The sequence below is a fragment of the Roseomonas sp. TAS13 genome (assembly GCF_001950415.1).
Lineage (GTDB): Bacteria > Pseudomonadota > Alphaproteobacteria > Acetobacterales > Acetobacteraceae > Roseomonas > Roseomonas mucosa.
Genome location: NZ_BDLP01000130.1, coordinates 1 through 11441, shown reverse-complemented (window position 1 = coordinate 11441; position 11441 = coordinate 1). Strand labels below are relative to the sequence as shown.

At 64.9% G+C, this 11441-nt stretch carries 13 protein-coding genes; 4 read left to right on the top strand and 9 right to left on the bottom strand.

What is annotated here, in order from left to right; genetic code table 11:
- A partial coding sequence (locus ROTAS13_RS11955; RefSeq protein WP_139323337.1) for a DUF1501 domain-containing protein occupies nt 1–586 on the top strand: 586 nt, incomplete at its 5' end.
- Between the two features lie 19 nt (nt 587–605).
- On the opposite strand, the gene ROTAS13_RS27150 is transcribed toward ROTAS13_RS11955, so the two are convergent.
- The 6 genes from ROTAS13_RS27150 to ROTAS13_RS11930 form a co-directional block, all read right to left on the bottom strand.
- Entirely contained in the window at nt 606–1508 is a 903-nt protein-coding gene (locus tag ROTAS13_RS27150) for a hypothetical protein (RefSeq protein WP_171979084.1), read from the bottom strand.
- A 50-nt stretch (nt 1509–1558) separates the two neighbouring features.
- On the bottom strand, nt 1559–2128 hold the full coding sequence (locus tag ROTAS13_RS25740) for an acyltransferase (RefSeq protein ID WP_083755494.1): 570 nt from the start codon (nt 2126–2128) through the stop codon (nt 1559–1561).
- On the bottom strand, nt 2125–3564 hold the full coding sequence (locus ROTAS13_RS11945; protein ID WP_075822455.1) for a hypothetical protein: 1440 nt from the start codon (nt 3562–3564) through the stop codon (nt 2125–2127). Before ROTAS13_RS11945 ends, ROTAS13_RS25740 begins: the two co-directional genes overlap by 4 nt.
- Before the next feature lie 63 nt (nt 3565–3627).
- The gene (locus tag ROTAS13_RS11940; RefSeq protein WP_075822454.1) at nt 3628–4380 is read right to left on the bottom strand and encodes an NTP transferase domain-containing protein; all 753 of its coding nucleotides are present in this window, start codon (nt 4378–4380) and stop codon (nt 3628–3630) included.
- Nucleotides 4377–5975, bottom strand: coding sequence for a hypothetical protein (locus ROTAS13_RS11935; RefSeq protein ID WP_075822453.1), 1599 nt, complete (start codon nt 5973–5975; stop codon nt 4377–4379). Before ROTAS13_RS11935 ends, ROTAS13_RS11940 begins: the two co-directional genes overlap by 4 nt.
- Nucleotides 5972–6355 carry an HAD hydrolase family protein gene (locus ROTAS13_RS11930; RefSeq protein WP_019460886.1) on the bottom strand — a complete coding sequence of 128 codons (384 nt, stop codon included), beginning with the start codon at nt 6353–6355 and terminating at the stop codon, nt 5972–5974. The genes ROTAS13_RS11935 and ROTAS13_RS11930 overlap by 4 nt, the downstream gene beginning before the upstream one ends.
- A gap of 301 nt (nt 6356–6656) precedes the next feature.
- On the opposite strand from ROTAS13_RS11930, the gene ROTAS13_RS11925 reads away from it, so the two are divergent.
- On the top strand, nt 6657–7232 hold the full coding sequence (locus tag ROTAS13_RS11925) for a tyrosine phosphatase family protein (protein ID WP_019460887.1): 576 nt from the start codon (nt 6657–6659) through the stop codon (nt 7230–7232).
- Between the two features lie 47 nt (nt 7233–7279).
- Here ROTAS13_RS11925 and ROTAS13_RS11920 read toward each other — a convergent pair whose 3' ends face one another.
- Genes ROTAS13_RS11920 through ROTAS13_RS11910 form a run of 3 tightly spaced genes read right to left on the bottom strand, consistent with a single transcriptional unit; the run spans nt 7280 to nt 10022 of the window.
- Entirely contained in the window at nt 7280–8305 is a 1026-nt protein-coding gene (locus ROTAS13_RS11920) for an ABC transporter substrate-binding protein (RefSeq protein WP_075822452.1), read from the bottom strand.
- A gap of 51 nt (nt 8306–8356) precedes the next feature.
- A complete protein-coding gene (locus ROTAS13_RS11915; RefSeq protein WP_019460889.1) occupies nt 8357–9238 on the bottom strand; it encodes an ABC transporter permease in 882 nt (293 codons plus the stop codon).
- A 10-nt stretch (nt 9239–9248) separates the two neighbouring features.
- Nucleotides 9249–10022 carry an ABC transporter ATP-binding protein gene (locus ROTAS13_RS11910; RefSeq protein ID WP_019460890.1) on the bottom strand — a complete coding sequence of 258 codons (774 nt, stop codon included), beginning with the start codon at nt 10020–10022 and terminating at the stop codon, nt 9249–9251.
- A 135-nt stretch (nt 10023–10157) separates the two neighbouring features.
- On the opposite strand from ROTAS13_RS11910, the gene ROTAS13_RS11905 reads away from it, so the two are divergent.
- Together ROTAS13_RS11905 and ROTAS13_RS11900 are read left to right on the top strand one after the other, a co-directional pair.
- Nucleotides 10158–10823, top strand: a complete 666-nt coding sequence (locus tag ROTAS13_RS11905) for a response regulator transcription factor (RefSeq protein ID WP_019460891.1) — start codon at nt 10158–10160, stop codon at nt 10821–10823.
- Nucleotides 10820–11425 carry a sensor histidine kinase N-terminal domain-containing protein gene (locus ROTAS13_RS11900; protein WP_075822451.1) on the top strand — a complete coding sequence of 202 codons (606 nt, stop codon included), beginning with the start codon at nt 10820–10822 and terminating at the stop codon, nt 11423–11425. Before ROTAS13_RS11905 ends, ROTAS13_RS11900 begins: the two co-directional genes overlap by 4 nt.
- Nucleotides 11426–11441 lie beyond the last annotated feature (16 nt).

The window sequence follows — 11441 nt, the reverse complement described above, 5'->3', positions numbered from 1 at the left end:
CCCGCTGCTCGGCCCCGCGGTGCAGGACGGGCTGCGCGGCCGGGGCTTCGCCAGCGAGGTGCTGCGGGAAGAGCGGGGCGTGCGCGGCGGCTTCCTGGCCCTGGCCGGGATCGCGGGGAAGCTGATGGCGGCGCCGGACGGGCCGCGCGTGGCGGCGCTGGAGATCGGCGGCTGGGACACCCATGCCGACCAGACGCGGCGGCTGAACCCCGTGCTGTCGCAGCTGGATGGTGGGATGAACGCGCTGAAGGCGCAGCTCGGCCCCGCCTGGAAGCACACCGCCGTGCTGGTGATGACCGAGTTCGGCCGCACCGCGCGGGTGAACGGCAACAACGGGACGGACCATGGCACCGGGGGCGTGGCCTTCGTCCTCGGCGGGGCGGTGGCGGGCGGGCGGGTGCTGGCGGACTGGCCGGGACTGCGCGACGGGCAGTTGTTCGAGAACCGGGACCTGGCGCCGACGCGGGACCTGCGGGCGGTGGCCAAGGGGCTGCTGCGGGATCACCTGCGGTTGCCGCCGCAGGCGGTGGCGGCGGCGTTTCCGGGGAGTGAGGGGGTGGTGGGGGAGAGGAGTTTGATCACTTAGCTAATGTCTGTGTAGCCTATCATGAAAACCCTTTCCGGGCACGGTCTCGCCACCATTCATACACCAATACTGCAGGGTCTTCTCTATTGTTGTGAGTTAAAGGCTTAATCCCTAGAAAATGCAAAACCGAGGGGTAAAAAGCACGACCAAATCTTATTGACCTGAAATGTTCGTTTCTTGCCACGAGAAAACATTCTTCCACATAAGACTCGCGATCAACACTTGGCGAAAAATTGATGGTATTACTCATGTCGGTGGCGGGAATATTATTCAATGCCATTGATGCGTTGATAACCGATTGGTCGCCCATTAAAAAAGGGCCAAAATCATGCAGGAAGTTGTTTCGGGCGTACTCCACCATTCGCCGATAGAATTTTGCATCTGCCAGCATGACGCCGCTATTAAACGAAATTGGAGTGTAGTGCGATTGGTTTATTTTTTCTAAAAGCGCTGCCGCCAATTCCTCCCGAAGGCTATCATTTCTGTGTCTAAATAGCTTGGCGAGTTCCTGCTTTGAATTTCTGTTCGCTATCAATCCATCGGGAACGGGCTCAGGAAGCCATTCTGATATAGGCCGTAACATTAGGGTGTCGCCATCAAGCCAAAGAAAGTATCTGGATTCGCTAAATTCCTCTATGCCCAACTTCCTCATCGTCTTTGTTACGTAATCGATCCACGGAATTTCTGCTGCTTTTTGGTGGTTTTTTATTTTTTCTATGTCTATTTCTATGGCGTTGTAAGAGACAATTTTCGATGTAGGATATATTTCGTTGATTTTCTTCTTGTTTTCGTCGGAAAGGCCAAAATCGGCAATATATACTGGAAGTTCTAAATCATTAAAGAATTTTACCGACTCAAGCATTGCTGATAGATAGTCAAAATGGCTGTCATCGGCTCCGGTGAGTATGCTGATGTTTTTCAAGTGAAAATCCTTCTCTGTCCCGGTTGCGCATTTCAGGCCAAAAATTATTTCTATTCTTCCCAATGTATCCCGGTGCGAACCACTTTTGCAGGTAGTCCAACAGCCAAACATTTATCAGGTAATTGAGAGGTTATAAGAGATCTTGCGCCTACTACACAGCCGTTTCCTACTTGCGCTCCGCCTAGGAGAAGAACATCTTCAGCAAGCCAGACCTTATCTCCCACGCTAATTGGCGAATCGACGTTAATTTGTTCTCCGCTAATTTCGTCATAAATTTTGTGACTGTCTGTGGAGCGAAATTTAACTGCGGCAAATAAGCAATTGCTTCCGATTTTAATATCTCCACCAATATTCATAAACACATTATTGCGGATGTTATTGGAATTTCCAATTCTTAAGCTGGCCTTGGAAATCTTCATGTAAGCGTCGCCGCGAATATTGTTATTGTTTCCGATTTCCACCACTAATTTTTCTGCGTAAAGATGGATTTGAAAATTATCTAATCTGCAATCCGACCCGATCTTTACAATGCAATCACGAGCGGAAGGGTAAATTTTTACTTTTACCCCACTATCATTGTCTTGAACAACGTTGTTCTTTTCATCCCTAAGCATTTTCATGCGCTCATCTTTGGAAAATCTGGGTTTACTTTATTTTTTTCTGCGACAATTTCCCAAATTCTTGGTTCGAAAGACGTCGCTCTATGAAAAATGCTTCGCAAGCGTTCGGACTCAATGAAGGTTTCTAACTTGGGTAAGGCAAGTAGGGCTCGTAGAGCCGGCGGATGACGCTTGTAGGTCAACATTGCCAGCACTTCGGCCGCGGCTCGCAGCTTCACCTCGTCGCCCGAGGCCGCTCCTTCCTGACCAATACGGACTGCCTCTGCCAGCAGCGCATTATCTGGGTCGCGGCCCTGGGCCAACTCGTTCAGCTTCATCGGATCAGGGAAGACGCGCCCCACCGCTTCAGCCCCGGCGCCGAAAATGGCGCGCAGCATGACGGTATGCGGGGCTGGTCCCACGCTATTGATGGGCTCGTGGCTTGTAGAGAGGCTCCCGATCATGACCTTGGCATCGGAAGCGCCGAGCAACAGGCGCAGCGCCTCAGCCACCTTAGGTGGGTCCGGCTCCCGTGCGGCACCCTCCAGAATGGCGGGATGCGCCGAAAGTGCCTGGGCCATCGCCGCATTGCCCACCTTCACCTTCGGACCGATCAGGGCGAGTCCGTCGCGCGGCGCCATATCCATCTGCCCATTGAGCAGGGCGAGCGGTACATCGCCGGGCAGCTTCGCCTCGTCGAAGGGCGCGCTGTAGAGGATGCGGTAATGGGTGTTGGTCAGCACCCAGGCCCGGGCAAAGATCGGCCAGAGGGCTGCAAGAGCCTCCCGGTCGATCGTCTTCGGGTCCATCTTGGTCAGGCTGCGGGCCAGCAACCCGGCATCGAGGTGCCGCATCCACTGGTCGGTTACCGGGTCCACCCCGCGCAGGGCGCCGTGGTACCATTCCACTTCGGCGACGGGACCGGCGCCGACCCAGGCCGCATCGGTGTTGTCGCACACCGTCATGCGCGACAGATCCTCCCGCAGGCCGACGAAGGTGAAGTCGGAATGGGAGAGGACCCAGTTGGTGACGATGTTGGTGGCCGAGACCTGGCGGCGATAGGCACCGGCCTCAGGCTCGTCCGCGATGGTCTCCCGCCGCTGATTGGCGTGCAGCACCACACGCTCAATCAGATGCGCGCACTTATCGGTGCGAACCTTGGCGACGATGGAGCCCGGCTCGACCAGTTGCAGGCCAGCGGCCAACTGCCGCTTCTGGAACCAGCACACACCCGGGCCTGGGACGACCGGCAGATCGCTCAGAACCACTTGGAACCCGGCGCGGCGCAGGGCCGTCAGAACCTCCGGAGAGGCCACCAGATCATCCTTCCAGGAGGATAGGATCAACTGATCGATTCGGCCCTGTTCCCGAAGGTTCAGGAGCCGCGTCATGATGATGCCGAACTCGAAGGGGTCGCGAAGCTGCCCGGTGCAGATGACGCTGACTTTCACGCCCATCCGGGGTTCCTTTTCTGGTGTCTTTTCATGCGGTGGGACGGCCCGGATGGCGCGGTGGTGCGATCACAGTCCCGGAAAAGTCAGGCGCAACGCCGTCGTGTCCGCGAGCAGCGCCTCGTATTCCGCCGGTGTCCCGCTGAAGAAAATCTCCTCCATCGGGATGGTCCCATAACGTACCTCGTGTCCGGCCCCGATCAGGTGCCGGTACATCGGCGCCACATAGATCTCGTTGGTCGAGGGCGCCGCCAGTTCCCGCGCATAGGCGTCGCGGAACAGGGTGGCCGACCCGAAATGATACAGGCCCGAGCAGCAGAAGGGCGCGATTCGGCGCTTCTCCACCACCTCGGCGGCCACGCCTTCCGGCGGGTTGGTCGGGTCGGTGGGGCGGACGAAGGACCAGTGGTCGCCTTCCCCCAGGAAGCATTCCAGCCAGCCCGCCGTGCCGTCGAAGCTCGCCTTGCGCACGCCGGGCCGGATGGTGTCGATGTTGAAGATGGTGACCGGTTCCCCGTTCGGCACTTCCGCGCCGTCGAGGCCGAGTTGCACGGTCTCCGCCTGCCCCCGCGTGGGTTCCGGCAGGGCGACCATCCGCAGGTTCCGGATGCCGATCGCCTCGGCCCGGGCGCGCACGAATTCCGCGACGCCCGGCCGGTCGAGATGGATCAGCAGGAAGGTCTCGCTGCCGAACATCTCGCTGAAGCCGAGCAGGGACCAGTCCAGCAGCGGCCGCCCGGCCAGCGGCAGCATCCATTTCGGCCGGTCGTAGCCGGCCTTGGTGAAGCGGCTGCTGAGGCCGGCCATGGGGAAGACGATCATGCGGGCGTCTCCATCCCGGCATAGAGGCGCAGCGCATTGGCCAGGAAGGCGCGCTGGCGGTCGGGCCGGTCGGCATGCAGGGGGAGCATCGAGAGGAAGAGATGCACGGTCAGCGCCCGCGTGCCCGCATCGCTGGTGCGCCGGCCGAGGAGGTCCATCTCCGCCGCGATCTCGGGCAGGAATCCCGCCGCGCCCTCGCGCGACAGGTGCAGGGTCAGGTCATAGGGCTCCGGCTGCTCCACCTGGTAGCGGCCGGTGAGGATCAGGTCATAGCCCTCGACCGAATGGTTCAGCTTGGCGAGGTCGTAGCGCAGGTCGCCGAAGACCGTGTGTTCCCCATCGCGGACGGAGCCGCGCGGGTCGATCACCTTGATCTGCTGCTGCCGGAAATCGAAGAAGGTGTTGGGGAAGCAGAGATCGCCATGCATGACGCCGGGCAGGGGGTCGGTGGCGGCGGCGATGGCGGCGGTCTCGTCCGCGATGCGGCGGAGCGAGGGGAGGCGCCGCCCGCCCGAGCGCCATTCGGTGTCGAGGTCGATGCGGCTGGCGCGGGCCCATTGCTCCAGCCGCGCGGCGGTCTTGTCGAGGGCCAGGACGCGCAGCGCGTCGGGCGGCAGGTGCGCGGGGGCGGCCTCGGCGCCGAGCTGCCGGGCGGTGCGCAGGAAGTCGAAGCAGCCTTCCATGATGCGCGCCCAGCTCGCCTGTTCCAGCCGCCCGAAGACGAAGAGCTCGTGCAGCGTCGGGCTGAACTCATAGCCGATGCGGTAGCCATTGCCCTCGCGCCCCAGGAAGGGCGGGGCATGCAGGCGCAGCGGCGGGGGGATGTTCTCGAACCAGTCGGCCTCGGCGGAAAGCTTGTCGCTCTTCTCGCCGGTCTTGAGCACGGAGCGGCCGGCGACGGCGATGGCGTTGAAGGCGCGGGCCGTGCTGACCTTGGCGCGGGAGCGGTAGAAGGTCTGGAGGTGGCCGAAGTCCAGCCAGCCGTCCAGCAGGCGGAAGGTCAGCGGGTGGCGGGCGTTGTAGAGGGCCAGGGCGCGCAGGAAGTCGCCCCGTGCCTCGGCCAGGGCACGGCCCAGGGCCGGGGCGGAGGAGAGGGCGAACCAGCCGCTGAGGACCTGGTCCTGCCGGGCGGCGGTGCCGGGGCGACGGCTGACGAAGCTGCCGTGCAGCCCGCCGCTGAGGACGCCCCAGCTGTAGGAATCGGCGCTGGTGGCCACGCCGACCTCGTCCAGCGTGTCCGGCAGGGCTTCGAGGAAGAGCGTGTCGCCGTGCAGGATGCGCACCGGGCCGCGGGCGTCGGAGAGGGTCAGGGCATAGGCGATGCTCTCGCCGAGGCTGAGCCCGTCCGGGATGAAGAGGAGTTCCACGCCGGCGGCCAGGAGCTGGGCCTGGTCCCAGTCCTCCGGCTCGAAGCTCTGCGGCAGGGTCAGCACCACGCGCTCGCCCAGGCGGCGCAGGCTGGCGATCTGCGGGGTGAAGAGGCGGTTGTGCCCGAAGGGCAGGAAGCAGGGCGGCAACTGGCCGAATTCGGCGCCGATCTCGGCGTTCACATAGGCGGCCGAGGTGATCAGGGCGAGCGGGGCGTTGTGGCTCATGCCGCGTTCCGGCCGAGATGGAGGAGGGCCGCAATCTCCTCGTGGCTCATGCGGACGAACTCGTCGGGGCGCAGGGCCTTGTCGTCCACATGGAAGCCGTCATGCCCGCACCACGGCTTGCCGACATGGATCTCGTCATAGGGGATGTCGTGGCGGCGCAGCCAGTCGGTGATGACGGGCAGGGTGTGGACGTTGATCAGCCCGACATTGCCCTGGTGGGTGCGCATGTTGCGCGCGGTGCAGACGACGATCTCGAAGCCCTGCGCCTTGTATTCCCGCAGCTTCTCCACCACCGCGAGGTTGGGGCGCTTGCTGGGATAGTCGAGTTGGGGGTCGTCGATGGTCAGCGTGCCGTCGAGATCGATCACCAAGCGCTTCATCCGGTTCCCGCCAATCTCCATGCCTCCCGTTGGAGACAGCCAGGGCTGTGATCTCCGCACGGGATTAACGGCATCTTAAAGGGTGCCTAGGGATCACTCAACCCATTCGTGATGCATCACAAGTTTCAGCAACCCTGAATGTTTATATCTCTTTTTGGATCAACTCCGGTTGCTGGCACGAGATCCCGCCTGCAAACACCCGGATCAAGGTCTGCGCCGCCCTCACCGTGAGAAGGGGCGCGTGCGCAACCGCGCCGTCTGTGGAGTGGCAAGCGGCCTGCCCCGGCGCTAAGCCAGGGACATGGACCCCATCGCACCTTTCGGCATCGGAATCTGTGGCATCGAGGAGCTGGACGGCCATTGCGAGGCCGGGGTGAGCCACGTGCTCTCCATCCTCGACCCGGAATGGCCTGTCCCGGAGAGCTTCGGCCGCTTCGGCGAGCACCGGAAGCTGGAGCTGCGCTTCCACGACGTGATCGAGGAGATGCCGGGCATGGTCCGGCCGGAGCGGGAGCATGTGGAGCAGATCCTGGCCTTCGGCGCCGGCCTGCTGGCGGAGCCGGGCGGGCGGCTGCTGGTGCATTGCCATGCCGGCATCTCGCGTTCGACCGCGGCCATGGCGCTGATCCTGGCGCAGGCCCGGCCGGACCTGCCGGCGGAGGCGATCTACGAGGAGATCCTGCGCATCCGGCCCAAGGCCTGGCCCAATCTGCGCATCGTGGAATGGGGCGATGCCCTGTTGCGCCGGGGCGGCACGATGATCGGTGCCGCCGCCGGCCTGTACCGCCGCCAGCTCGTGGCCTTCCCGCGGGTCAGGACCCTGATGGCCGAGGGCGGGCGGGCGCGGGAGGTCGCGGCGGCGGACGCCGCGGCCTGAGGACATCCCGGGCCGGATGCCATGCGGCGGGCCTCACGAACCCGGCCTCATGAACCGGGGCGCTCGTGCAGCTCCGGCATGAACAGGTCCTGCCACTTCGCCGGCTTGTTGCGGATGGTGCCCACGGCGCCCATGAAGTTCGCGTATTCCATCAGCCCGTGCGGCGTCGTGTCGAACTTGGTGTCGGGCTCCTTCAGCATGGCCACCACCGCCTCGTCCGTGCTGCCGGTCGGGGAGACGCGGTTGAAGATGCCTGCCGCCTTCACCGGATCGGAGACGATCATCTTGTTGGCCTCATCCTGGGCCGCGAGGAAGGCCGCCATGATCTTCGGGTTGTTGTTGACGAACTGGCGCGGGGCGAAGGTCACGTCCAGCGTGGCATTGCCCAGAACCTCGCTGGCCGCGATCACCCGGTGGATGCGGGGGTCCTCCAGTTCGCGGCTCGAATAGGGCGGCGAGGCGAAATGCGCCGCGATCTCGGTCTTGCCGCTCATCAGCGCGGTGAAGGCCTCGGGATGCGGCAGGCCGACCGTCATCGGGTCGAGCTTCGCGTAGTTCGCCTGGCCGAACTGCTTGGCCACCAGCATCTGCAGCACCACGGCCGCGAGCGAGGTCTTGATGCCGGGCAGGGCAATCTTGTCGCCCGGCGTGAAGTCCGCGAGCGAGCGGATGTTCGGCCGGTTGGTGTTGAGCGACAGGGTGCAGGTGCTCATGCCGCTGACGCCGATGATCTCGGAGCGGGGGATGCCCCGGGCCCGCGACCAGAGGGTGATGAAGCCCGGCGCGCCGGTGCCTGCGATGTGGAGGGAGCCCGCCAGCATCGCGTCGTTGATGACGTTGCCGCCATCGAGCATCTGCCAGGAGACGTCGATGGGGCCGAGGCCCGCCGCATCGGCGTGCTTCTCCAGCAGCTTCTGGTCGCGCATCACGATGAGCGGCAGGTACAGGATGCCGTAGCCGTGGGAAAGGCGGAGCTTGCCGGCCTCCGCATGGGCGCGGCGGATCAGCAGGGCGGGGGTGGCCAGCGCCGCGGAAAGGGCGGCACCGGCGGTGAGGATCTGGCGACGTTGCATGGGACGCTCCCGTTCTGTCTTATCGTTGGACGAGGTTCGTACGACGGCCGGTCAGTGCTGCATGCCCCAGCGGCGGATCGTGCGCTTCTCGATGTTGGCGAAGATGAAGCTCTCCACGAAGAGGCCGATCAGGATCACGAAGAACAGCCCGGCGAAGACATTGGCCGTCTCCAGCTGGTTGCGGTTCTCGAAGATGAACCAGCCGAGGCCGCCGGAGCCGGAGGAGACACCGAAGACCAGCTCCGCCGCGATCAGCGTGCGCCAGGCAAAGGCCCAGCCGACCTTGAGGCCGGTGAGGATCGAGGGGAAGGCGGCGGGGATCAGGATGTCCTTCACCAGCCGCAGCCCGGTCAGCCCGTAGTTCTGCCCCACCATGCGCAGCGTCTTGGACACCGAGCGGAAGCCGGCATGGGTGTTCAGCGCGATGGCCCAGAGCACGGAGTGCACCAGCACGAAGATCACGCTGCCCGATCCCAGGCCGAACCAGATCAGCGCCAGCGGCAGCAGCGCGATGGCCGGCAGCGGGTTGAACATGGCCGTCAGGGTTTCCAGCAGGTCCGTGCCGATGCGCGAGCCGATGGCGATGGTGGTCAGCACGGCTGCCAGGGCGATGCCGATGGCGTAGCCGACGACCAGCGTGCGCAGCGAGATCAGCGTGCGGGCGGGGATGATGCCGTTGGCGAGGTTCTCGAACAGCGCCTGCACCGTGGCGGTGAAGGGCGGGAAGAGCAGCGGGTTGTCGAGCCAGCGCCCATAGGCCTCCCAGACCAGGGCCAGGACGAGGAGGATCAGCGCCTTGCGCAGCGCGCCGATGCGGTAGACGGATTCCCAGGCGGAGATCGGCTTGTTGATCTCGCCGATCCCGCTGCGGGACGGCTCGCGGACGATCTCGGGGCGCGCGACCAGGGGGCCGCCATTCACGGTGATGCTCATGGGTCGTTCCTCAGTGCACGAAGAGCATGTCGTTGATGCGCGTCTCCAGCTCCGCCGCGGCGGCGGTGCCCAGCAGCTCGGGCGGGACGCTGTTCAGCTCCGCCTTCACCTGCCCGGGATGTGGCGAGAGCAGCAGGATGCGCGTGCCGACGCGGATGGCTTCCTCGATGGAATGGGTGACGAAGAGCACGGTGAAGCGCGTGTCGTCCCACAGGCGCAGCAGCTCCTCCTGCATCCGGCGCCGGGTCAGGGCGTCGAGCGCGGCGAAGGGCTCGTCCATCAGCAGCACGTCCGGCTCCATCGCCATGCCGCGGGCGATCGCCACGCGCTGCTTCATGCCGCCGGAGAGCATATGCGGGAAGCTGTCGGCGAACTTCGCCAGGCCGACCTTCTCGATATAGCTGTCGGCGCGGTCGCGCGCCTCGGCGCCCCTGGCGCGGCCGCTGGCGGTGAGGGCGAACATCACGTTCTCCCGCACAGTCTTCCAGGGCAGGAGCTGATCGAATTCCTGGAAGACCATCATGCGGTCCGGGCCGGGATGGCGCACCTCGCGCCCCTTGAGCCGGATCTCGCCCTCGGAGGGGGTGAGATAGCCGCCGATCGCCTTCAGCAGCGTGGACTTGCCGCAGCCGGAAGGGCCGAGCAGGATGTAGCGGTCGGAGGGATAGACATCGAAGCCGACGCGGTGCGTGGCGGTGACGACGGAATCCTCCGTCTTGTACTGCAACGTGACATCCTGCACCGACAGCAGCGGCACGGACGCATCCGGGGCGGCAGCATCCATTTGCGGACCCTCTCTTCCCTGTTTCCCCGGTCCTCTCACGGGCCGGGCTTGCGCCCTGGATATCTCCGCAATCTGTTGCCAAACTGACGGGCGCGCAAAAATCGTTGCTGCGTTGCGATATGACAGTGCGGTGCGATGCGGATCCTGTTGGTCGAGGACACGGCGGATGTGGGCGAGGGCATCCAGGCCCGTCTGCAGCGGATGGGGCACGAGGTGGACTGGGAGCGCGACGGCGAGGGGGCCGCGGCGCGCATGGACGTGCAGCCCTACGATCTCTTCATCCTCGATGTGATGCTGCCGCCGCCGGACGGGCTGGCGCTGCTGCGCCATGCGCGCGAGCGGCGGCTGGCGACACCGGTGCTGATGCTGACGGCGCGTTCCGGCGTGGCGGACCGGGTCGGGGCGCTGGACCTCGGCGCCGACGACTACCTGGTGAAGCCCTTCGACTTCCTGGAGCTGGAGGCGCGCGTCCGCGCCCTGCTGCGGCGGGGCAGCGGCAGCGCCACCAACGCGCTGCGCTTCGGCGACATCGCCATCGACCTGTCCGGCCGCATCGCGAGCGTGGAGGGCGAGCCGCTGGACCTCACGCGGCGGGAGCTGGCGCTGCTGGAGATCCTCGTGGCGCGGGGCGGCCGCATCGTCGGCAAGGAGCAGATCGTGGAACGGCTCTTCGGGCTGGACGGCGCCGCCGGGGCCAATGCGGTGGAGCAGTATGTCGCCCGGCTGCGCCGCAAGATCGCCGCCTCCCGCGCCGAGATCCGCACGCTGCGCGGCCTCGGCTACCAGCTCGTGCCGCGATGAGCGCGGTGCGTTCCCTGCATGCGCGGGTGGCGGTGCTGCTGATGCTCGTGCTGGGCTCGGTCGGCGCCTGCTTCGCGGTGGCGGGCTGGTACTATGCCTGGGTGACGGCCGGCAGCGCCCATGACACGCTGCTGCGCTATGGCGCCTCGCAGATCGCCGAGAACACCTACCAGCAGGGCGTCATGGTGGCGGTGGAGCCGCCGATCTCCGTCCTGGCCTCGCTCTCCGCCATGGACCGCGTCGCCTACAAGGTGGTGGACCCGCGTGGCGTCGTGGTGGCGGGATCGCCGGACCTCGCGCTCGGCCCGATGACGCCGCGGGAACAGGCGCTGCTGCGCCAGGGCCGCGTGCTGGTGGAGGACGGGGCCTGGCGCGGGGAGCCCGTGCGCATCGCGGTCACCACGCGGCGGCTGGGCGAGGGCTGGGCCCTGGTGGCGGTGGCGCAGACGCTGCACGCGCGCACGGCGCTGGCGCGCGACATCGCGGGCAAGGCCATCCTGGGCGTGCTGCTGCTGACCGGCTTGGCGCTGCTGGCGACGCTGCTGGCCATCAAGCACGTGCTGGCGCCGCTGGAACGGGTGCAGGATGCGCCTGTCTCTTGATCACATCTACGCACAG

Excerpts from the sequence above, each read along its gene's own strand:
- ROTAS13_RS25740 (WP_083755494.1), bottom strand. The coding sequence starts at position 2,128 with ATGAAAATGCTTAGGGATGAAAAGAACAACGTTGTTCAAGACAATGAT.
- ROTAS13_RS11945 (WP_075822455.1), bottom strand. The coding sequence starts at position 3,564 with ATGGGCGTGAAAGTCAGCGTCATCTGCACCGGGCAGCTTCGCGACCCC.
- ROTAS13_RS11940 (WP_075822454.1), bottom strand. The coding sequence starts at position 4,380 with ATGATCGTCTTCCCCATGGCCGGCCTCAGCAGCCGCTTCACCAAGGCC.
- ROTAS13_RS11935 (WP_075822453.1), bottom strand. The coding sequence starts at position 5,975 with ATGAGCCACAACGCCCCGCTCGCCCTGATCACCTCGGCCGCCTATGTG.
- ROTAS13_RS11930 (WP_019460886.1), bottom strand. The coding sequence starts at position 6,355 with ATGAAGCGCTTGGTGATCGATCTCGACGGCACGCTGACCATCGACGAC.
- ROTAS13_RS11925 (WP_019460887.1), top strand. The coding sequence starts at position 6,657 with ATGGACCCCATCGCACCTTTCGGCATCGGAATCTGTGGCATCGAGGAG.
- ROTAS13_RS11920 (WP_075822452.1), bottom strand. The coding sequence starts at position 8,305 with ATGCAACGTCGCCAGATCCTCACCGCCGGTGCCGCCCTTTCCGCGGCG.
- ROTAS13_RS11915 (WP_019460889.1), bottom strand. The coding sequence starts at position 9,238 with ATGAGCATCACCGTGAATGGCGGCCCCCTGGTCGCGCGCCCCGAGATC.
- ROTAS13_RS11910 (WP_019460890.1), bottom strand. The coding sequence starts at position 10,022 with ATGGATGCTGCCGCCCCGGATGCGTCCGTGCCGCTGCTGTCGGTGCAG.
- ROTAS13_RS11905 (WP_019460891.1), top strand. The coding sequence starts at position 10,158 with ATGCGGATCCTGTTGGTCGAGGACACGGCGGATGTGGGCGAGGGCATC.
- ROTAS13_RS11900 (WP_075822451.1), top strand. The coding sequence starts at position 10,820 with ATGAGCGCGGTGCGTTCCCTGCATGCGCGGGTGGCGGTGCTGCTGATG.